General features: G+C 61.8%; 19 protein-coding genes. 6 read left to right on the top strand and 13 right to left on the bottom strand.

Annotated elements, in window-relative coordinates; genetic code table 11:
* Nucleotides 1-5 precede the first annotated feature (5 nt).
* From pdxA to WIR04_RS04185, 4 genes are read left to right on the top strand one after another with little or no spacing between them, the layout of a single operon-like run.
* Nucleotides 6-1,001, top strand: a complete 996-nt coding sequence (gene pdxA / locus WIR04_RS04200; protein ID WP_139435017.1) for a 4-hydroxythreonine-4-phosphate dehydrogenase PdxA — start codon at nt 6-8, stop codon at nt 999-1,001.
* Nucleotides 991-1,818: a 16S rRNA (adenine(1518)-N(6)/adenine(1519)-N(6))-dimethyltransferase RsmA gene (rsmA, locus tag WIR04_RS04195; protein ID WP_041204338.1), complete on the top strand. Its 828-nt coding sequence runs from the start codon at nt 991-993 to the stop codon at nt 1,816-1,818. The genes pdxA and rsmA overlap by 11 nt, the downstream gene beginning before the upstream one ends.
* 4 nt (nt 1,819-1,822) lie before the next feature.
* Nucleotides 1,823-2,185, top strand: a complete 363-nt coding sequence (gene apaG, locus WIR04_RS04190) for a Co2+/Mg2+ efflux protein ApaG (RefSeq protein ID WP_025328114.1) — start codon at nt 1,823-1,825, stop codon at nt 2,183-2,185.
* Between the two features lie 6 nt (nt 2,186-2,191).
* A complete protein-coding gene (locus tag WIR04_RS04185; protein WP_025328115.1) occupies nt 2,192-3,013 on the top strand; it encodes a symmetrical bis(5'-nucleosyl)-tetraphosphatase in 822 nt (273 codons plus the stop codon).
* Between the two features lie 102 nt (nt 3,014-3,115).
* On the opposite strand, the gene WIR04_RS04180 is transcribed toward WIR04_RS04185, so the two are convergent.
* Nucleotides 3,116-3,601 (bottom strand): 2TM domain-containing protein, encoded by a 486-nt coding sequence (locus tag WIR04_RS04180; protein ID WP_338890697.1) that lies wholly within the window; start codon nt 3,599-3,601, stop codon nt 3,116-3,118.
* A gap of 171 nt (nt 3,602-3,772) precedes the next feature.
* Nucleotides 3,773-4,762, bottom strand: a complete 990-nt coding sequence (locus WIR04_RS04175; protein WP_289983464.1) for a luciferase-like monooxygenase — start codon at nt 4,760-4,762, stop codon at nt 3,773-3,775.
* Nucleotides 4,763-5,000: 238 nt separating this feature from the next.
* Here WIR04_RS04175 and WIR04_RS04170 point away from each other — a divergent pair, with 238 nt between their 5' ends.
* Complete coding sequence (locus WIR04_RS04170) at nt 5,001-7,886, top strand: HD domain-containing phosphohydrolase (protein ID WP_338890693.1); 2,886 nt, start codon at nt 5,001-5,003, stop codon at nt 7,884-7,886.
* A 71-nt stretch (nt 7,887-7,957) separates the two neighbouring features.
* Here WIR04_RS04170 and WIR04_RS04165 read toward each other — a convergent pair whose 3' ends face one another.
* The 4 genes from WIR04_RS04165 to rplU form a co-directional block, all read right to left on the bottom strand.
* On the bottom strand, nt 7,958-9,328 hold the full coding sequence (locus tag WIR04_RS04165; RefSeq protein WP_338890691.1) for a YjiH family protein: 1,371 nt from the start codon (nt 9,326-9,328) through the stop codon (nt 7,958-7,960).
* Nucleotides 9,329-9,696: 368 nt separating this feature from the next.
* Nucleotides 9,697-10,902 (bottom strand): Obg family GTPase CgtA, encoded by a 1,206-nt coding sequence (cgtA, locus tag WIR04_RS04160; protein ID WP_025328121.1) that lies wholly within the window; start codon nt 10,900-10,902, stop codon nt 9,697-9,699.
* 188 nt (nt 10,903-11,090) lie between these two features.
* Nucleotides 11,091-11,348, bottom strand: a complete 258-nt coding sequence (rpmA, locus tag WIR04_RS04155; RefSeq protein WP_005311678.1) for a 50S ribosomal protein L27 — start codon at nt 11,346-11,348, stop codon at nt 11,091-11,093.
* Between the two features lie 17 nt (nt 11,349-11,365).
* Nucleotides 11,366-11,677 (bottom strand): 50S ribosomal protein L21, encoded by a 312-nt coding sequence (rplU, locus tag WIR04_RS04150; RefSeq protein ID WP_005304210.1) that lies wholly within the window; start codon nt 11,675-11,677, stop codon nt 11,366-11,368.
* A 242-nt stretch (nt 11,678-11,919) separates the two neighbouring features.
* Here rplU and ispB point away from each other — a divergent pair, with 242 nt between their 5' ends.
* Entirely contained in the window at nt 11,920-12,891 is a 972-nt protein-coding gene (ispB, locus tag WIR04_RS04145) for an octaprenyl diphosphate synthase (protein ID WP_338890688.1), read from the top strand.
* Nucleotides 12,892-12,976: 85 nt separating this feature from the next.
* Here ispB and WIR04_RS04140 read toward each other — a convergent pair whose 3' ends face one another.
* The 7 genes from WIR04_RS04140 to mutL all read right to left on the bottom strand — a co-directional run bounded on the left by WIR04_RS04140 (nt 12,977) and on the right by mutL (nt 19,944).
* Nucleotides 12,977-13,165 (bottom strand): DUF2065 domain-containing protein, encoded by a 189-nt coding sequence (locus WIR04_RS04140; protein ID WP_025328123.1) that lies wholly within the window; start codon nt 13,163-13,165, stop codon nt 12,977-12,979.
* 85 nt (nt 13,166-13,250) lie between these two features.
* Nucleotides 13,251-14,135 carry a protease modulator HflC gene (hflC, locus tag WIR04_RS04135; protein ID WP_025328124.1) on the bottom strand — a complete coding sequence of 295 codons (885 nt, stop codon included), beginning with the start codon at nt 14,133-14,135 and terminating at the stop codon, nt 13,251-13,253.
* Between the two features lie 3 nt (nt 14,136-14,138).
* A complete protein-coding gene (gene hflK, locus WIR04_RS04130) occupies nt 14,139-15,287 on the bottom strand; it encodes an FtsH protease activity modulator HflK (protein WP_025328125.1) in 1,149 nt (382 codons plus the stop codon).
* Between the two features lie 82 nt (nt 15,288-15,369).
* Complete coding sequence (gene hflX, locus WIR04_RS04125) at nt 15,370-16,656, bottom strand: ribosome rescue GTPase HflX (RefSeq protein WP_106885926.1); 1,287 nt, start codon at nt 16,654-16,656, stop codon at nt 15,370-15,372.
* A 63-nt stretch (nt 16,657-16,719) separates the two neighbouring features.
* Entirely contained in the window at nt 16,720-16,983 is a 264-nt protein-coding gene (hfq, locus tag WIR04_RS04120; RefSeq protein ID WP_011704864.1) for an RNA chaperone Hfq, read from the bottom strand.
* Nucleotides 16,984-17,055: 72 nt separating this feature from the next.
* Nucleotides 17,056-17,988 carry a tRNA (adenosine(37)-N6)-dimethylallyltransferase MiaA gene (gene miaA, locus WIR04_RS04115; protein ID WP_202047099.1) on the bottom strand — a complete coding sequence of 311 codons (933 nt, stop codon included), beginning with the start codon at nt 17,986-17,988 and terminating at the stop codon, nt 17,056-17,058.
* An 81-nt stretch (nt 17,989-18,069) separates the two neighbouring features.
* Nucleotides 18,070-19,944 (bottom strand): DNA mismatch repair endonuclease MutL, encoded by a 1,875-nt coding sequence (gene mutL / locus WIR04_RS04110; protein WP_338890681.1) that lies wholly within the window; start codon nt 19,942-19,944, stop codon nt 18,070-18,072.
* Nucleotides 19,945-19,993 lie beyond the last annotated feature (49 nt).

Raw genomic sequence — 19,993 nt, 5'->3', positions numbered from 1 at the left:
AGCAGATGAACAGCCATCGTCTTGCCATCACTCCGGGTGAGCCCGCCGGCATAGGTCCGGATCTGGTGCTGCAGATAGCCCAGCGGGACTGGCCGCACCAGCTGGTGGTGATCGCCGACCCGGCGCTGCTGCGCGAGCGCGCCGCCCTGCTGGGGCTGCCCATCGAACTGGAGCCCTATGATGCCGCAGCCCCCGTGAGGGGTCAGCGGGCGGGAACCCTGACGGTCTGTCCCGTTCCCCTCGGCGCCCCCGTGGTGCCGGGCGAGCTCGACGAGGGCAATGGCGCCTATGTGCTGGCCACCCTGCAGCGCGCCTGCGACGGCAACCTGAGCGGCGAATTCGCCGCCGTGGTGACAGGGCCGGTGCACAAGGGGATCATCAACCAGGCGGGCGTCTCGTTCAGCGGCCACACCGAATTCTTCGCCCAGCAGTCAGACACCGCCGACGTGGTGATGCTGCTGGCCACCGAAGGGCTGCGGGTGGCGCTGGCGACCACCCACATTCCCCTCGCCTACGTGGCCATGGCCATCACGCAGGAGCGCCTTGCCAAGGTGATCCGCATCCTGGATGCGGATCTCAAGGGCAAGTTCGGCATAGCACACCCCAGAATTTACGTCTGCGGCCTCAACCCCCATGCCGGGGAAGGGGGCCATCTCGGCCGTGAAGAGATCGACGTGATCGAGCCCGCCCTGGCCAGCCTGCGCCAGGAAGGGATCGATCTGGTCGGCCCCTTGCCGGCCGACACCCTGTTCCAGGAGAAATACCTCAAGGATGCGGATGCGGTACTCGCCATGTACCACGACCAGGGGCTGCCAGTGCTCAAATACAAGGGCTTTGGCAACTCGGTCAACATCACTCTCGGACTTCCTTTCATCCGTACTTCGGTGGATCACGGCACAGCACTGGATCTGGCAGGCAAGGGCCTGGCAGACTCGGGCAGCCTGGTTACCGCGATTAACCACGCCATCCAGATGGTAGAGAAAAAAAGATATGAGCAGTAAGGTGCAGAGCAACAAGGTGCACATGGGCCACACGGCCCGTAAGCGTTTCGGTCAGAACTTCTTGCACGACCGCTATGTGATCGACCAGATAGTCGCCGCCATCAACCCGCAGCCGGGTCAGAACCTGGTGGAGATAGGCCCGGGTCTGGCGGCACTGACCGAACCGGTCGCCTCCCAGATGGACAAGATGACGGTGGTCGAGCTTGACCGGGATCTGGCGGCTCGCCTGCGCGAGCACCCGACCCTCAAGGACAAGCTGACGGTGATCGAGGCCGACGCCATGCGCTTCGACTTCGGCACCCTGATGGGGGAAGGCAAACCGCCCCTGCGCATCTTCGGCAACCTGCCCTACAACATCTCCACCCCGCTCATCTTCCACCTGTGCGAGTTCGCCGACCGGGTGGAGGACATGCACTTCATGCTGCAAAAGGAAGTGGTACTGCGTCTGGCCGCCGGTCCCGGCAGCAAGGCCTATGGCCGCCTGAGCGTGATGACCCAGTATTACTGCCAGGTGGTACCTGTGCTGGAAGTGGGCCCGGGCGCCTTCAAGCCGGCCCCCAAGGTCGACTCGGCCGTGGTGCGCCTCATCCCGCACAAGAACCCGACCATAGTCGCGAAAGACATCCGCTGCCTGAGCCGGGTCTGCACCGAGGGCTTCGGCCAACGTCGCAAGACCATCCGCAACAGCTTCTCCAACTTCATCACAGACGCTCAGCTGACCGAGCTTGGCATAGATGGCAACCTGCGCCCGGAGAACCTCTCCCTCGAGCAGTTCGTCATGATCGCCAACTGGCTGGCCGATCAGCAGCAGGCCTGATCCCATGGCATCCCCCCGGATAGTGGTTCGCCCGCACCCCAGCTATGTGGCGGGCACCGAGGATCCTTACCATTTTCTCTATCTCATCGAGATAGAGAATCTGGGGCCGGGCAAGGTGCAGCTGCTGCATCGGCGCTGGCTCATCACGGATGCCGATGGCAAGATGCTGGAAGTGGAAGGTCCGGGGGTCGTGGGCGAGCAGCCCTTCATCGCCCCCGGCGAGACCTTCACCTATCAGAGTGGCGTTCCCCTCCCCACCCCCTTCGGCGTGATGGAAGGCAGTTACACCCTGCAAGACGAATCGGGGCAGCAGTTTGAGGCCCCCATAGCCCCTTTCACACTGGCCGTTCCCAACATTATCAACTGAGGTTTCATGGCGAATTGTTTCGTCGGTGATATCCAGGGCTGCTACGACGATCTGCGCCGTCTGCTGGATCTTGCCGAATTCGACCCCGACAACGACACCCTCTGGCTGTGCGGCGACCTGGTCGCCCGCGGACCGGACTCTCTCAACACCCTGCGTTTCGTCAAGTCACTGGGAAGCCGCGCCGTGACCGTGCTCGGCAACCACGACCTGCACCTACTGGCGGTGGCTCATGGAGTCGCCCCCCTCAAGAAGAAAGACAAGCTGCAGGCCCTGATGGAGGCCCCGGATCGGGACGAGCTGCTGGAGTGGCTGCGCCACCGTCCCCTGCTGGCGGAGCACCCGGATCTGCCCATCATGATGATCCATGCCGGTCTCTCTCCGGCCTGGGATGCCCACACGGCACGCAACTGCGCCCGCGAGGTGGAGACGCTGCTGCGCGGCGATCAGTACAGCTGGCTGCTGCACAACATGTATGGCGATCAGCCCGATAGCTGGGACGAAAATCTGCTGGGGATAGAGCGCTACCGCTACATCATCAACACCTTCACCCGGATGCGCTTCTGCTACTTCGATGGCCGACTCGACTTCAAGTGCAAGAAGGGGCCCACCGAGTCCACCCCTGGCCTGCGCCCCTGGTTCGAGCAGCGGGAGCACCACGTGGATGACCCCATACTGGTGTTCGGCCACTGGGCGGCCCTGATGGGGGCCACCGGCAAGGACGACATCAAGGGGCTGGACACCGGCTGCGTCTGGGGCAACAGCCTCACCCTCTGGCGCTATGAAGACGATGCCCTGATAGCGACCCCCTGCCCCGCTTACGCCAAATAAGCCGTCGGTGCAGCCGCCCAGCCAGCACCGAGTTAGGCGATAAACGGACAATAAAACGGGCCCGGCAATGTCGGGCCCGTTTCTCATGGGTGAACCTCTGGCCTACAGCTTGCGCCCCAGCCGTTTCTCGACCTGGCGCCGCTCCCAGTCGGGCCCGAACAGCTTGAATGGCTGGAACAGGTTGATGGCGTGAGACATCAGGCCCAGCCCCCAGCCCAGCATGGGCCACCAGGCCCAGATGTAATCCGGGTTGCTCAGGTAGTTGATGACAAACAGCCCCCCTATCACCAGCACATAGCTGATCAGGTGGCCGTAGAAGCCTTTGAGCCCTTCGACGAACTTCATCGCCTCTCGCTCATCCCTGGCCACATGCACTGTCCCCTGACTATCTATCTCGTTCCCTTTCATCTCGCTCTCCTGCAGTTGAGTCACATCGAGCTCAAAGACGGAGGCCAGGGCCTTGAGGGATTCCAGTCCAGGTTGTTGGCCCTGCTCGATCCGCTGTATGGTGCGGACACTCAGGCCAGTCAGGGTCGCCAACTGATCCTGGGACCAACCCCGTTGCAATCTCAACTTCCTGACGATCATCTCGAACTCCTTGTGGTGACTGACAGGGCCAGCATAGGGCCGGTGAGGCCAGTGGTGATACGACAGAGGGCCGACATCTACCTGACTATTCTTTAAAATCAATCAGTTGTAACTAGCTGTTGGATTGGTACCTATGCCCGGGCGCACAGACCAGCGCGCCCGGGCAGACCTTCACAGGCTCCGCATCAGCTCGGCGGCGATCTCGAAGGAGCGCAACCTGGCCTGATGATCGACGATGGGACCGTTGAACATCAGCTCGTCAGCCCCGGTTTCGGCCAGCAGGGCCTTGAGGCCGTGACGCACCTGATCCGGATCCCCCACCAGGGAGCGAGCCAGGGTCTGCTCCATCGCCATCAGCTCCCGGGGCGACCACTCCTCTCCCAGGCTCTGCACCGGCAGCGGCAGCTTGCCAGCATCGCCCCGATAGAGGCGAAGGAACTGCTGCTGGAGCGTGGTGAAAAGGAAGCGGGCCTCCCGGGTTGTGTCGGCGGCGATCACATTGATGCAGACCACCGCATAAGGCTTGGGCCAGCGCGCGGAAGGGCGGAACTGGGTACGGTAGATCTCGAGTGCCTGCAACAGCAGGCCGGGAGCAAAGTGAGAGGCAAAGCCGAATGGCAACCCCATGGCGGCCGCCAGCTGAGCGCTGTAGAGACTGGAACCCAACAGCCAGATCGGCACGTGCAGCCCCTGACCGGGCACCGCCTGCACGGCGCCCACCTCGTCGCCGAAGTAGCCCATCAGCTCGCGCACGTCCGCAGGGAAGTCATCCACCTCGCCGCTGCGCTGGCGGCGCAGCGCCTGCATGGTGCGCTGATCCGTGCCGGGCGCACGGCCAAGGCCGAGATCGATGCGATCCGGGTAGAGAGAGGCGAGGGTGCCGAACTGCTCGGCGATAACCAGAGGGGAGTGGTTCGGCAGCATGATGCCGCCGGCCCCCAGCCGCAGTGTGCTGGTGGCTCCGGCCAGATGCCCGATGAGCACAGAGGTGGCGGCACTGGCGATCCCCGGCATGTTGTGGTGCTCCGCCAGCCAATAGCGGTGATAACCCCAACGCTCGGCATGCCGGGCCAGATCCTGCGAATGACGGAACGACTCGGCTGGCTGGCTTCCTTCGGGGACGGGCACCAGATCCAGGACTGAATAGGGGATGGCAGACATGGGACACTCCATTGATTCACAGGCGATTCACCAGTGGAGCAATGTAGCACGAGATATCTGAATGAATCACCTGACCAGGCTGCCGGGGTAACAGCCCCCCGTACCATGCAAAGGGCGACCAGGGAGCGCCGGAAGATAGCGGTTCCTCTTGTCAGCCAGCTCCTATGCTTTTTGTCATCTTGCGAGCACACTGTTAGCAGATCATCGCGGGGAGCGCCCGTAGGACAAGGACAGGTCCATGACAAAAGCAAGCCTCGGCAGCAAGCCCTTTTACGTGCACATTGCCACCCTTTTCATACTGCTGTTCTCCGTGCTGGGGGGGGCCCTCATCATGCTGCAGTTCCAGCAGGGCATGCAGCAGGGGCTGGAGCACGAACGGCAAAACTTCCAGCAGTACAGGGAACAGCTGGCGCTCGCCATCAAGCTGAACCAGCGCCCGGCCCGCATGTCCCTGAGCCTGCTGCGCAGTGGCCAGCTGGCCGCCATGACCAGCCTGGAGTCCCGCCTAGGCTACCTGCCCCAGCTGGCCGAGGTGCTGGCCAACAGCGCCAGCTATGGCGCCATCTACGCCGGTTACGAGAACGGCGACTTCTTTCTGGTGCGCAAGCTGACCGAGCGGGCCAGGGGGTTGCTGGACAGTCCCCCTCCCGGAAGCCACCTGCTGGTGCAGAGCCTGACTGAGGGCCGGGGAGAGTTTCTCTATTTCAACCAGCGCCTGCGGCTGCTGGAGCGGCGGCCCATGCCGGACTACCAGTTCGATCCCCGCGACCGCGGCTGGTACAAGGAGGCCCGCTGGGGCACGGGCATCATAGTGACCCACCCCTATCTCTTCTTCACCACCAAGGAGCCGGGCATGACGCTGGCGGTGGAGAGCGATGATCGCCGGGCGGTGATCGGGCTGGATGCCGGTGTGGAGGGGCTCTCCTCCCTCATCGGCGAGCTGCCCCTGCCCAGCCACTGCCAGCTGGTGCTGTTCGACGAGTTCGGTACCCTGCTGGCAACGGATCCCGAGCGACTACCCAGCTTCGAACAACTGAGTCGCCTGCCCATGCTGTCGGCGCTCAAGCATCCCATACTGGCCAAGCTGCAACAGGAGATGGCCTCCAGGCCTGCCCTGCTGCACGAACCGACCGAGCTGACACTGGCCGCCGAGGATGGGCGAGACTGGCTGGTCAACCTCTCCTCCCTCGACGAGGACTCCCCCTTCTATCTGGCCCTGCTGGTACCGGCGGACGAGCTCACAGCACCGGCCCGCCAAGACGCTCTGCGCAACCTGGCCTGGGCCCTGGCCGGCCTGCTGCTGCTGCTGCCCGTCATCTGGCTGGTGGCGAGGCGCACCGCCGCCCCCTTGCTGGCACTGACACAGGAGGCCGAGCGGATCCAGCACTTCGATTTCGGCGAGAGCGAGCGGCCAGACTCGGCGATCCGCGAGATAGACGATCTCGCCCGCGCCATGTCCAGCATGCGACTGACCCTCGGCAACTTCATGAGCATGGGTCTGGCGCTGGCGGCCGAGCACCGCTTCGATTCCCTGCTCAGCCGCATACTGAACGAAACGGTGGCGGCGGCCCAGGCGGAGGGCGGCTGCCTCTATCTGGCCCAGGACAAGCAGATGACGGCGGTTCAGGCCATCTGGCAGCGGCAGCCCCTGGATTGTGAGCGGGTACACTGGCAGGAGTCCCTGCTCGGCGGCCTCTATCATACCGAGCGGCTCAGCCTGACGCTCAACGCCGAGCAGTGGTCGCACTACCTCGCCGACTGGGGCCCCTTCCCCGGTCCCCGCCAACTGCTGGCCGAACCCCTCTACAACCACCGCCAGGAGTTGATCGGCTGCCTGTTGCTGATCCTGCCGGACTGCGCGCCGCGGGAGCTGGCGTCGCGCATCAGCCTCATAGAGGCGCTGGCGGGCATGTCCGCCTCCGCCATCGAGAATCAACGCCTTCTGGAAGAACAAAAGCAGTTGCTGGAAGCTTTCATCGAGCTCATCGCCGGCGCCATCGACGCCAAGAGTCCCTACACCGGAGGCCACTGCCAACGCGTACCCGAATTGACCCGCATGCTGACGGAGGCGGCCTGCGCCCAGCAGCAGGGCCCCTTTGGCGACTTCACCCTCAGCGACGAGGAGTGGGAGGCCATCCATATCGCGAGCTGGCTGCACGACTGCGGAAAGGTCACCACGCCGGAGTTCGTGGTGGACAAGGCCACCAAGCTGGAGACCATCTACGACAGGATCCACGAGATCCGCACCCGCTTCGAGGTGCTCAAGCGCGACGCCCATATAGAGGCGCTCGCGGCCCGGCTGCCCGCCCCCGAACAACAGGCGGCCCTCGAGGCCGTGGCCCCGCTCTGGCAGATACTGGATCAGGAGTTCGCCTTCGTCGCCGAGTGCAACCTGGGGGGCGAGTGGATGGCACCGGAGAAACTGGCACGGCTCGATGCCATCGCCAGACGCACCTGGCTGCGCACCCTGGATGATCGCCTCGGCGTCAGCCCGGAGGAGCGCAAGCGCCATTCCGGCGAGGCGGCTCCGCTGCCCTGCCGCGAGCCGCTGTTGGCGGACAAGCCGGTCCACCTCATTCCCCGCCCCGCCCACGACAACCTGGCCAGACACAATCCCTGGGGCTTCAAGGTCAGGGTCCCCACCCATCTCTACAACCGGGGGGAGCATTACAACCTCGCCATCGGCCGTGGCACCCTCACCGAGGAGGAGCGCTACAAGATCAACGATCACATCATCCAGACCATCCGCATGCTGGAGCGGCTCCCCTTTCCCCGTCACCTGCGCAAGGTGCCGGAGATCGCAGGAGGCCATCACGAGCGGATGGACGGCACCGGCTACCCGCGCCAGCTGCTGGGTGAACAGATGAGCATCCCCGCCCGCATCATGGCCATCGCCGACATCTTCGAGGCCCTGACCGCGAGCGACCGTCCCTACAAGTCGGGCAAGACGGTCTCCCAGTCGCTGACCATCATGCTGCGCATGGTGCAGGAGCGGCACATAGACGGGGCGCTCTTCGATCTCTTCGTCGACAGCGGTGTCTGGCGGGACTATGCCCTGCGCTTCCTCGCCCCAGAGCAGCTGGACGAGGCTGCCTGCCAGGCCCTGCTGGCGGAGCCGCGCTAGCCGCTATCCCCCGAGCGCCCATAAAAAAACGGTCAACCCAGGTTGACCGTTTTTCATCTCCAGGCAGCCCCTTAGAACAGCAGGTGCGCCACGCCGGCGATGACCGGCAGGGTGACCAGGGTGCGCAGCAGGAAGATGACGAAAAGCTCCCACAGCTTGACCGGGATCTTGCTGCCCAGCAGCAGGGCGCCCACTTCCGACATATAGATGAGCTGGGTCACCGACATGGCGGCGATCACGAAGCGGGTGATGTCGCTCTCTATGGTCGAGGCCAGCACAGCCGGGATGAACATGTCGGCGAAGCCCACCATGATGGTCTTGGACGCCGCCTCGGCCTCCGGCAGTTGCAGCAGCTCCAGCAAGGGCACGAAGGGGGCACCCAGCCAGTTGAAGATGGGGGTGTGCTCAGCCAGCATCAGGGCACAGGTCCCGATCGCCATGACCACCGGCAACACGCCAAACACCATGTCCAGGGCGTTCTTCACCCCTTCCCGCGCCACGGCGCCGAGATCCGTCATGCTGTCGGCCTTGGCCAGGGCCCGCTGATAGCCATAGCTCAGCACGCTGTGCTGATGGGGAATGGCCTCCTGCTTGCGGCACAGGGGGGTACCGTCGCTGTAGACATCCTTCTTCCAGGAGAGCGGGGGCAGGCGCGGCACCACTATGGCGGCCACCACGCCGGCCAGGCAGACGGTCAGGTAGAAGGGGACAAACATGTGCTCCAGCTTCACCTGGGAGATCACCACCAGACAGAAGGTGATGGAGACGGCCGAAAAGGTGGTACCGATAACGGCGGCTTCACGCTGGGTGTAGAACTTGCCCTCGTACTGCTTGCTGGTGAGCAGGATGCCGACACTGCCATCCCCCAGCCAGGAGGCGAAGCAATCCACGGCGGAGCGACCCGGCAGGCGGAACACAGGGCGCATGATGCGGGTCATCATGGTGCCGACAAACTCCAGCAGACCGAAGTCCAGCAGCAGCGGCAGCAGCAAGCCGGCGAAGATGAAGACGGAGAACAGCACCGGCAGCAGATCGTGCAGCACCAGGCCACCGGTTGCCCCGGAACGCAGCACCTCGGGACCGGCCTCGAAGAAGGTCAGCAGCACGAAGAGGCCCCCCAGCACCCGCACGCAGGCCCAGAAGGGGGAGACGTTGAACAGGCTGTTGAGGAAGGGGCGTCTCACCAGGATCGCCGGCTTGAACAACCAGGCGATCAACGTCATCAGCATGGTGGTAGTAATGATGGCGCTGACCATGGCCACCAGATAATCGGCGAACACCGTCTGTACCAGCTTCGCCAGCACGGCGACGGGGATGGTGACATTGCCGTCATAGATGACGGGGGTCATGAACAGCAGGATCCCGATGAGCGACGGGATCAAAAACATCAGCACGTTGCGGCGAGTATGGGTCGCCGGTGCTTCCAGGGTCTTTTCCAACATGATAGACAGCCTTAAATATGACTTTTCCTTCAGCCAGGCAGCCTGCATATTCATGCCCTCGCCCGGCAAACGGGCGCAAGAATAACCCAAAAAACTGCACAAACAAGCTTTTAATGGATTATTTCAAGCATAAATATTTTATCAGGCAAACCATCCATAAGAACAAACCAAAACAGTCATGCATATCAATTCAGTTTGACAGGTTAGCATAATGTTTCAAATTGGTTACGTTCAGGGGCGAAGTATAATCAGTTGCGGTTGGCAGGCAATAAGTGGCATGAGAAATATATCTATATGGTGATCCCGTCGATCCTCCCATAAAAAAACCGGAGCCTGTCGGGGCTCCGGTATTGTCACGAGAGAGTGTCTCAGTCGCGTACGTAGATCACTTCGACGCCGTCGTCATCTTCGTCATCCCAGTCGTCGTCATCGTCCAGTGCCTCATCGAAGGCCTTGGAGGCCGCCAGGGCTTCCGCCTCGGCCTGGGCCAGCTGGTTCTTGTGGTAGTCGTCCCACTTGAACTCGACCTTCTCGATGGCGGCCTTGGCATCGGCTTCCAGCTGACGGGGCATGGTGTCCAGCAGATCCAGGATGTCGTAGCAGACCTTCTTGGTGCCTTCCTTGCTGATGGCAGTGATGGCATAGACAGGACCTTCGTGGTTCAGGGCTGCCTTGACTCTGTCCATCACTTCCTGGGCTTCTTCTTCCAGGATCAGATCCATCTTGTTGAACACCAGCCAGCGCGGTTTGCCTGCCAGCTCGGGGCTGTACTTCTCCAGCTCCCGGACAATGGTCACGGCATTCTCGGCGGGATCTGAACCGTCAACCGGGCAGATATCCACCAGGTGGATCAGCACGCGGCAACGTTCCAGGTGCTTGAGGAAGCGGATACCGAGGCCAGCGCCTTCGGCGGCACCCTCGATCAGACCCGGGATATCGGCGATGACGAAGGAGCGGGAGTTCTCCCCACGCACCACACCCAGGTTCGGCACCAGGGTAGTGAAGGGATAGTCGGCCACTTTCGGGCGGGCGGCAGAGACGGCGCGAATGAAGGTGGACTTGCCCGCGTTGGGCAGACCCAGCATGCCGACATCCGCCAGCAGCAGCAGTTCCAGCTTCAGGGTGCGTACTTCACCCGGAGTGCCGTTGCTCTTCTGATAGGGTGCGCGGTTGACCGAGCTCTTGAAACGGGTGTTGCCAAGGCCATGGAAACCGCCCTTGGCGACCAGCAGCTTCTGGCCGTGGGTGGTCAGATCTCCCAGCAGTTCACCGGTATCTTCATCGCTGGCGCGGGTACCGACCGGGACGCGCAGGGTGCGATCCTTGCCGCGACGACCGGTACAGTTGGCGCTCTGGCCGTTCTCGCCACGCTCGGCGGCATGGAAACGCTCGAAACGGTAGTCGATCAGGGTGTTCAGGTTCTCGTCGGCGATCAGATAGACATCGCCGCCGTCACCACCGTCACCGCCGTCCGGACCACCGTTCGGGATGTACTTTTCACGGCGAAAGCTCACACAACCGTTACCACCGTCACCGGCATCGACTCGAATCTGGACTTCATCAACAAACTTCATAGGTAACCGTCACCTTAATTCGAAAAACCGATACGCAATTATAGTGGTACAGGCCCCTTGGGGCGAGACGCAACTGGCCGATGAGGCCCGTCTGCGCCGGCTCATCCGCGTGCCGTTTTTTCGTCAAACTCATCAGAAAAACAAAAGCCCCGCCTGTTGGCGGGGCTTCGGATCCTTGCGGTCCGTAATTACTCAGCAACGATGCTGACGTACTTACGATTCAGCGGACCTTTAACTTCGAACAGGATCTTGCCAGTCGCTTTCGCGTACAGGGTGTGATCGGTGCCCAGACCAACGTTGGTGCCAGCGTGGAACTTGGTACCACGTTGACGAACGATGATGCTGCCTGCCAGAACTGTTTCGCCGCCGAAACGCTTAACGCCAAGGCGTTTAGCTTCAGAATCGCGACCGTTGCGGGATGAACCGCCAGCTTTTTTATGTGCCATTTATCGGACTCCTCTAATTAAGCGCTGATGCCAGTGATTTTGACTTCAGTGAACCACTGACGGTGGCCCGCTTGCTTACGATGGTGCTTACGACGACGGAACTTGACGATAGTCACTTTCTCGCCACGGCCGTGAGCCACAACTTCAGCTACAACCTTGCCACCTTCAACGAAAGGAGCACCTACTTTAAAAGTGTCGCCTGCAGCAACCATCAGAACTTCGTTGAAGTCGATGGTAGCGCCAGTCTCAACGTTCAGCTTTTCCAGACGAACGATTTGACCTTCGGCCACACGGTGTTGTTTTCCGCCGCTTTGGAATACCGCGTACATTTGATTAACTCCGTAAAGGCGTGTCTTTTGCTCAAGGCCAGACACGCGCAAAAACCTATAACAATGGGCGGGCATTCTACGCAGAACGATTTGCCTAGGCAAGGCCAATTTAGCAAAAAGTTTATTTTGTGCGCATATCTGCCGCCGTGAATAAACGCTTAACTGTAACCCATTGTGAAATCGTGTAGAATCCCCGCCATTGCTAAAAACGCAGTAATTGCTGCCGTCACGTTACGAGACTTATGGACCAACAGACTATCCGTGCGCTCTGTGCCGCCGACATGACGGCGGTCAATGAACTGATCCTGGCCAGACTCCAGTCCGATGTCAGCCTGATCAACCAGCTGGGTTTCTACATTGTCAGTGCAGGCGGAAAACGGATGCGCCCCATGCTGACGGTAATGGCCGCCCGCGCACTGGGGTACCAAGGTCAGGACCATCTCAAGCTCGCCGCCATCATCGAATTCATTCATACCTCCACCCTGCTGCATGACGACGTGGTCGATGAATCCGACCTGCGCCGCGGCCGGGAGACCGCCAATGCGCTGTTCGGCAATGCCGCCAGCGTCCTGGTCGGCGACTACCTCTACAGCCGTTCCTTCCAGATGATGAGCGAACTCTCCAACTTGCGGGTGATGGAGATACTGTCGGATGCCACCAACACCATCGCCGAGGGGGAAGTGCTGCAGTTGATGAACTGCAACGATCCGGACACCACGGAAGAGAGCTACATGACGGTCATCTACTGCAAGACCGCCAAGCTGTTTGAAGCCGCCACCCGCCTCGCCGCCGTGCTGACCCATCAGCCCGAGCCCGTCGAACAGGCCATGACCGACTACGGCAAGTACCTGGGCACCGCCTTCCAGATCATCGATGACGTCATGGATTACTGCTCCCAGAGCGATGAGATGGGCAAGAACGTCGGTGACGATCTGGCCGAAGGCAAGCCCACCCTGCCGCTGCTGCGCGCCATGGCCGTGGGCACCCCGGAAGAGCGTCAGCTCATCCGCGACGCCATCGAGCACCGCAACGGCATGGAGCATCTCGAGCGCATCCTGGCCATCCTGGATCGCACAGGGGCCCTGGAGTACTCCCGCGAGCGAGCCCGGGAAGAGGCCGACAAGGCCATTGCCGCCCTCGCCATCCTGCCGGAATCCCAGCACAGGCAGGCGCTGGAGACCCTGGCACAGATGGCGGTACAGCGCAGCGCCTGAACCACTGTGTCAGCATCCAAGAAAAAGAGGCCTATGGCCTCTTTTTTATAGTCTGCACTTTGTGCTCAGGCGCAGCCTTGACTGCTCAGTGGGCCAGCGCCCAGAGGATGACGGCACCCGCCACCACCAGACAGCCGCCGATGCGACGCAACTGCTCCGGCGGCTGATCGCTCATCAGTCTCAGCATCTGTTGCCAGGCCCTCGGCGCCAGCAAGGGGCCAAGCCCCTCGAACAGCAGCAACAGCCCCACTCCCATCAAGATGGCTGTCAGCATGACTCCTCCTGCCCTCTGGGCCCTTGTCTCATCAAGCAAAAGGGCCTGAATCATCAGGCCCTTTGGGTTACGGCGCTATGCCTGCTTACTGCTTGTCACCGTGAGGAGACTTGAGGTAGCGGAAGAACTCGCTGTCAGGCTTCAGGACCATGAGGTCGTTGCCGCCGGCGAAGCTCTTGCGATAGGCCTCCATGCTACGCACGAAGCTGAAGAACTCGGGGTCCTTCTTGTAGCTGTCGGCATAGATCCTGGCGGCTTCGGCATCCCCTTCACCACGCAGCTGACGCGCATTACTCTCGGCGTCTGCGATCATGACGGTGACCTTGCGGTCGATGTCGGCACGCAGGATCTCGGCCTGCTCGCGGCCCTGGGAACGGTGCTCACGAGCCACGGCAGTCCGCTCGGCACGCATCCGCTGATAGATGGAGCTGGAGACTTCCACCGGCAGGTTGATCTGCTTGATGCGCACATCCACCACCTTGATGCCGAGCTCGGAGGAGCGCGCCATCTTCATCAGGGCATCTTCCATCACGGTACTGCGCTCACCGGAGACGATGTCCTTGATGGTGCGGTTACCGATCTCGGAACGCAGACCGTTGTTGATCTTGCGCTTGAGCAGGTCTTCGGCCTGGATCTTGTTGCCACCACCTGTTGCCAGGTAGTACTTGGAGAAGTCCTCGATCTTCCACTTCACGTAGGAGTCGATGATGAGATCTTTCTTCTCGGAGGTGACGAAGCGATCCGCCTGGCCTTCCAGGGTCTGGATGCGGGCATCCATCTTGCGCACCTGATCGATGAGCGGCACCTTGAAGTGCAGGCCCGGCTCGTAGAGGCGCGGCTCGCCGGAGTCAACCCGCTTCACCTTGCCAAACTGCACCACTATGCCCTTCTGACCTTCATCGACGATGAAGACGGAAGAGAAGCAGACCATGGCGGCCACAGCGATGACACCAATAGCTATTTTCTTCATCTATTAGTTTCTCCCTGTGCTGAAACGATCACCGCCACGCAGCGGGGTCGGAGTGGAATTGGCCCCTTCGTTGGACGGCTGGGCCGGCTCCACCGCAGGTGTGCCTGCCGGACGCGCCGGTTGCACGGCATTCGCCTTGCCGGAGAGCTTGTCGAGCGGCAGGTAGATCATGCTGTTGTTGCCAGCAGGCATGTCGACCAGCACCTTGTTGGCTTGCTGATAGAGCTCTTCCATGGTTTCCAGGTAAATACGCTCACGAGTCAACTCGGGGGCGGACTGGTACTGGGGCAGCAGCTCGTTGAAGCGCGCGACTTCACCCTTGGCCTTCAGCACGATCTGGGACTTGTAGCCTTCTGCTTCCTGTTCCAGACGCTTGACCTGACCACGGGCCTTGGGCTCGACTTCACGGGCATAGGCTTCCGCTTCACGGATGAAGCGCTGTTCATCTTCCTGGGCGGAGATGGCGTCATCGAAGGCGTCTTTCACCTCTTCCGGCGGACGCGCCGGCAGGAAGTTGACGTCGACGATCTGCAGACCCATCTGGTAGGGCTCGATGATGCCATCGATCACCTGCCAGGTCTCCTGACGGACTTTTTCCCGACCCGTGGTCAGGACATCATCCATCTTGGTGTGACCCACCACGTAGCGCAGGGCGCTGTCGGTGGCCTGGCTCAGACTCTCGTCGGCATTGGTGACGCTGAACAGATACTGCTCGGGATCGACCACGCGGTACTGCACGTCCATCTCGACCCGGACCACGTTCTCGTCCTGGGTCAGCATGAAGCCGGAGGCAGGCAGGGAGCGCACCGATTCCACATCCACCGGGATCACCCGATCGATGAAGGTCGGCTTCCAGCGCAGACCCGGATCCACGTTATGGGAGTACTCCCCAAAACGCAGCACCACGCCCCGCTCGGCTTCGCGAATGGTGTAGAAGCCGCTGACGACCCACACCACCACGGCCACCACCAGGGCGATGGAGAGGCCAAACTTGCCCACATCCCCACCCGATTTGCCACCACCGAACAGGCCACCGAAACGACGGCTCACCTTGCGCAGCATCTCATCCAGATCAGGGGGTCCCTGATTCTTGCCGTTGTTCCCCCAAGGGTCACGGTCTTTGCCGTTGTTACCAGGCTCATTCCAAGCCATCAGCGTCTCCATTAATACATGCGGATGGATATCATCTCTATCGGACCATCAACCCTTGACGAAGCCTGTCTTCATCGCCGGTTCAATGCCTGATAAAGCGTTGTAAACTCTCACCTTCTTGTTTCATGAGGCGGTTCCAGTCGGCAAGCTGCAAGCGTACCTCCAGGACAAAATCCCCCTCCTCGCTGAAACCTTCCTGCTCGATGCCTTTCAGCCGATAGAGCGCACTGCGCAATCTCGCGGCCGAGGGCGGCAACTGCAGGGTGTGATGGACCATGGATCCGGCCAGCAGTTCGGTCAGGGCCTGGAACAGGTATTCACTGCCTTCACCTGTCTGGGCCGACAGCCAGACCCGCTGCGGGCGCCCTTCGTCGTCCCGCTCCAGACCGGCCGGACGATCCGCCAGCTTGTCGATCTTGTTGCAGATCATCAGCTGGGGGCGGTCGTCCGCCTCGATCTCGGCCAAAACGGTCTGCACCGAATCGACATTCTCCTGCATCTGCTCATCGGCACAGTCCACGACGTGCAGCAGCAGGTCCGCTTCGCGGGTCTCCTGCAGCGTCGCCTTGAAGGCCGCGACCAGATCATGGGGCAAGTGCCGAATAAATCCAACTGTATCCGCCAGGATCACATCACCCACATCCTGGATCACCAATTTACGCAGGGTGGGATCCAGGGTTGCGAACAATTGGTCGGCAGCATACACGCTGGCATCTGTAAGTTGGTTGAACAAAGTGGACTTTCCGGCGTTGGTGTAGCCCACCAGCGACACTGTCGGCACCTCGTTGCGGTTACGGGCGCGACGGCCCTGCTCCCGCTGCTTCGCCACCTTGTCGAGCCGGCGCAAAATCGCCTTGATGCGCTCTCGCAGCAGGCGTCGGTCGGTTTCAAGCTGGGTTTCACCCGGGCCGCGCAGACCGATGCCGCCCTTCTGACGCTCAAGGTGGGTCCAGCCTCGCACCAGGCGAGTAGAAAGATGGCGCAATTGGGCCAGTTCGACCTGCAACTTGCCTTCGTGGGTACGGGCGCGCTGGGCGAAGATATCGAGGATGAGGCCTGTCCTGTCCACCACACGGCACTGGAAAAGGCGCTCCAGGTTGCGTTCCTGGGCAGGAGTCAGGGCATGGTTGAAGATGACCACGTCCGCGCCCAGCATCTGAACCTGGGACGCGATCTCTTCCGCCTTGCCGCTGCCGACAAAATATTTGGCACTGGGCGCGCTGCGACTGGTGGTGATCACCCCCAGCGCATTGACCCCGGCCGAGCTCACCAGCATCTTGAGCTCGTCCAGATCCTCCCGCTCACCCTCATCGCTGAAGTTGACATGTACCAGAACGGCCTGTTCACCAGCTTCGTAACGGTCAAACAAGCGCTTGCTCCTTGACAGGTATCATGATGATTCTGAGTTGGCGAGTGGGCTCGCCGCGGGATATCACGCCTCGGCTTCACCCTGCTCTTCACCGGCGGCGCCCGGGGCGTGCTGGTGATGGTTGACGGCACGGGCCGGCACCACGGTGGAAATGGCGTGCTTGTAGACCATCTGGCTCACGGTGTTCTTCAGCAAAATGACAAACTGGTCAAACGATTCGATCTGACCCTGCAGTTTGATGCCGTTCACCAAATAGATAGAAACAGGAATCCGCTCACGGCGCAGCGCATTCAAAAACGGGTCTTGGAGAGATTGCCCCTTAGCCATCTTTCTTTTCCTTATAGTTTGTTGTTTTTAAACACCGGATATCAATATAACAACCTGATTATACAGGGAGTGTCAAGCCGCACCAGCTCGGGCGACCACCCTGGCCACATTGCCAGACTCACCAGATTCCAACCAGGTCAGGTCGGGCCAGCCACGCAACCAGGTCATCTGGCGCTTGGCCAGCTGACGGGTGGCCACGATGCCACGATAACGCATCTCATCATATCCCACTTCCCCTGCCAGGTAGTCCCACATTTGGCGGTAGCCAACGCAGCGAATAGCTGGCAGATCCGGGTGAAGATCACCCCGCTCATAGAGCGCCCTGACCTCCTGTTCGAACTCCCCCTGCAGCATCTTGTCGAAACGCAGCTCGATACGCTGATGCAGCACGGCGCGATCGGAGGGGGCGATGGCAAACTGGTGCACCCGGTAGGGCAAGCCTTCCCCCTGCACCTGGGTCAGCTCGGTGAGGGTCTTGCCGCTGATGCGATAGACCTCGAGCGCCCGGCTGAGCCGCTGAGGGTCGTTGGGGTGGATGCGGGCGCCGGCCACAGGATCGATGCGCACCAGTTCATCGTGCAGGGCTTGCCAGCCGAGGCGAGCGGCCTCTGCCTCAATCTCGGCGCGAATGGCCGGATCGGCGGAGGGCAGCGGAGAGAGCCCCTCCAGCAGCGCCTTGAAGTAGAGCATGGTGCCCCCCACCAGCAGCGGGATGCGGCCGCGGTCGGCGATCTCTTTCATCTCGCGCAGGGCATCGCGGCAGAAATCCGCCGCGGAATAACTCATGGCCGGGTCCAATATGTCGATCAGGCGATGAGGGGCCTGGGCCAGCTCGGCGGCAGTCGGCTTGGCGGTGCCAATGTCCATGCCGCGATAGATGAGCGCGGAGTCCACGCTGATGATGTCGCAGGGCAGGGCCTGACACAGAGCGATGGCGAGATCCGTCTTGCCGGAGGCCGTCGGCCCCATCAGAAAAATTGCAGTCGGCAAGTCAGCCACTTTCATGTTCCTCTGGCACGGTCGCCCCGTCGGGAGGCGCCCCATGCAAATAGCTATCAATGGATTGAAGAGGTCAGCCCCGGCGACTCAATCGCCCCGTGAAAACCCCTCCAGCACGGCCGCCAACGACAGAGGGCGCACCATGCGAATGTCTGCCAGTTGGTCACCGTAATCGGTCACAAGTTCCGTCAGCAGCCGGCTGGCCGTTGAAAAATCATATATTTTCTCGGTGCTTATCCCCTGCTCCACCAGCCACTGGCATAGTACTTCAGCCTGCTGGTCGACATCACTGTCAGATCCGCTCTCGATCAATTGCAGCAATTCGGGTAAGAGACGCACCAGATCGGTCTGGCGCAGCAAGGCGGGCACCCGAGTCAGGATCATGGTGTCGCGCCCCCCACTTTTCAACTCCAGCCCCATGCGTTTGAGCAAACGTTCCTGCTCCTCCGCCAGCGCAATCAGGTTCTTTGGCAGCTTGAAGGAGACCGGCAACAGCAGGGGTTGCGCCGCCAGCCCCTGGCCCCACGTCTCCAGCAGCCAGTGGCGCAGCAGCACCCGCTCGGCCCGCACCAGGGAGAGCAGCGCCAGTTGTCCCTCTCGCTCGATCAGCAGATAGGCCTGCTCCACCAGGGTCAGGGCGCGAATCCCCTGGGACAACGGACCAGCCGGGGCGACTGTCGGAGCAGCCTGAGACGCCTCCCCCACCACCGGCAATGTGGTGAGCAGGGCGCCCATGCCGCGCATCGCCTCCCGGCTGGGGGGCTCGGGGGGCTGGTAGTTGCCCGCGCGGCCTGCACCTTCGCGCACGGCGCCGCCATCCCGCGTCTGGGCGGGGGCTCTGTAGCTGTGCTCGGCGCCATACCACTCGGGGCGCGGCGCCTGGCCGGGATACTCTATCTGCGGGCTGGTCGGCAACTCGACCAGGCTCTCGGCCAGCGGCGCATCCTGCTCGCTGGCCCCCGCCCCTTCCCGACGCAGGGCGGTAAAGAGCGCCTGGAAGATAAAGTCGTGAATGAGCCGCGCCTGATGGAAACGCACCTCGTGCTTGGCGGGATGGACGTTCACATCCACCTGACGGGGATCCAGCTCTATGTAGAGTACATAGGCGGCGAAGCTGCCGGCGGGCAGCAACTCGTCATAGGCCTGGCGGATGGCGTGGTTGATGAGCTTGTCGCGCATCATGCGGCCGTTCACATAGGTATATTGCAGATCGTTTTGCGGTCTGGCCCCTGCGGGCAGCGCCAGCCAGCCCCACAGGCGCACGTCGCTGTGCTCGCTCTCCACCGCCAGCGCGTGGTGCATGAAGGGGGTGCCGCAGACGGCGGCGAGGCGGCGCTCCTGCTCAGGCACCGTATTGGCGGCCTTGTACTGGCGCACCACCTTGCCGTTATGGCGCAGGATCAGGGTGATGTCGAAGCGGGAGAGCGCGATGCGGCGCACCAGCTCGTCAATGTGGGCAAACTCTGTCTTCTCGCTGCGCATGAACTTGCGCCGCGCCGGGGTATTGAAGAAGAGATCCACCACCTCCACGGTGGTGCCCACCGGATGGGCCGCTGGCTTGACGGTGACGCTCATCTCGCGTCCCTGCGCCTCGGCCTGCCAGGCTTCGGACTGCTCTGCGGTGCGGGAGGTGAAGGTGAGACGGGAGACTGAGCTGATGGAGGCGAGCGCCTCGCCGCGAAAGCCGAGGCTGTTGATCCCTTCCAGGTCATCCAGGGTCGCCACCTTGGAGGTCGCGTGCCGTGACAGTGCCAGCACCAGCTCGTCCTTTGCGACACCGCTGCCGTTGTCACGGATGCGGATCAGCTTGGCGCCTCCCTTGTCGATGTCGATCTCGACCCGGTCGGCCCCCGCATCCAGGCTGTTTTCCACCAGCTCCTTCACAACTGATGAGGGCCGCTCCACCACCTCGCCGGCAGCAATCTGGTTGGCCAGAATAGGAGGCAATATACGGATCGGCATCACTTACTCCTGAATTTCAATCTTGCAGATAGAGAGCCGCTCCACCACC

Source organism: Aeromonas rivipollensis, from assembly GCF_037811135.1.
Lineage (GTDB): Bacteria > Pseudomonadota > Gammaproteobacteria > Enterobacterales > Aeromonadaceae > Aeromonas > Aeromonas rivipollensis.
Note: the sequence above shows the minus strand (reverse complement) of the source record. Positions and strands in the feature narration are given on the sequence as shown.

Bases quoted from the DNA above. Each gene is read 5' to 3' on its own strand.
- pdxA (WP_139435017.1), top strand. From the start codon at position 6: ATGAACAGCCATCGTCTTGCCATCACTCCGGGTGAGCCCGCCGGCATA.
- rsmA (WP_041204338.1), top strand. From the start codon at position 991: ATGAGCAGTAAGGTGCAGAGCAACAAGGTGCACATGGGCCACACGGCC.
- apaG (WP_025328114.1), top strand. From the start codon at position 1,823: ATGGCATCCCCCCGGATAGTGGTTCGCCCGCACCCCAGCTATGTGGCG.
- WIR04_RS04185 (WP_025328115.1), top strand. From the start codon at position 2,192: ATGGCGAATTGTTTCGTCGGTGATATCCAGGGCTGCTACGACGATCTG.
- WIR04_RS04180 (WP_338890697.1), bottom strand. From the start codon at position 3,601: ATGATCGTCAGGAAGTTGAGATTGCAACGGGGTTGGTCCCAGGATCAG.
- WIR04_RS04175 (WP_289983464.1), bottom strand. From the start codon at position 4,762: ATGTCTGCCATCCCCTATTCAGTCCTGGATCTGGTGCCCGTCCCCGAA.
- WIR04_RS04170 (WP_338890693.1), top strand. From the start codon at position 5,001: ATGACAAAAGCAAGCCTCGGCAGCAAGCCCTTTTACGTGCACATTGCC.
- WIR04_RS04165 (WP_338890691.1), bottom strand. From the start codon at position 9,328: ATGTTGGAAAAGACCCTGGAAGCACCGGCGACCCATACTCGCCGCAAC.
- cgtA (WP_025328121.1), bottom strand. From the start codon at position 10,902: ATGAAGTTTGTTGATGAAGTCCAGATTCGAGTCGATGCCGGTGACGGT.
- rpmA (WP_005311678.1), bottom strand. From the start codon at position 11,348: ATGGCACATAAAAAAGCTGGCGGTTCATCCCGCAACGGTCGCGATTCT.
- rplU (WP_005304210.1), bottom strand. From the start codon at position 11,677: ATGTACGCGGTATTCCAAAGCGGCGGAAAACAACACCGTGTGGCCGAA.
- ispB (WP_338890688.1), top strand. From the start codon at position 11,920: ATGGACCAACAGACTATCCGTGCGCTCTGTGCCGCCGACATGACGGCG.
- WIR04_RS04140 (WP_025328123.1), bottom strand. From the start codon at position 13,165: ATGCTGACAGCCATCTTGATGGGAGTGGGGCTGTTGCTGCTGTTCGAG.
- hflC (WP_025328124.1), bottom strand. From the start codon at position 14,135: ATGAAGAAAATAGCTATTGGTGTCATCGCTGTGGCCGCCATGGTCTGC.
- hflK (WP_025328125.1), bottom strand. From the start codon at position 15,287: ATGGCTTGGAATGAGCCTGGTAACAACGGCAAAGACCGTGACCCTTGG.
- hfq (WP_011704864.1), bottom strand. From the start codon at position 16,983: ATGGCTAAGGGGCAATCTCTCCAAGACCCGTTTTTGAATGCGCTGCGC.
- miaA (WP_202047099.1), bottom strand. From the start codon at position 17,988: ATGAAAGTGGCTGACTTGCCGACTGCAATTTTTCTGATGGGGCCGACG.
- mutL (WP_338890681.1), bottom strand. From the start codon at position 19,944: ATGCCGATCCGTATATTGCCTCCTATTCTGGCCAACCAGATTGCTGCC.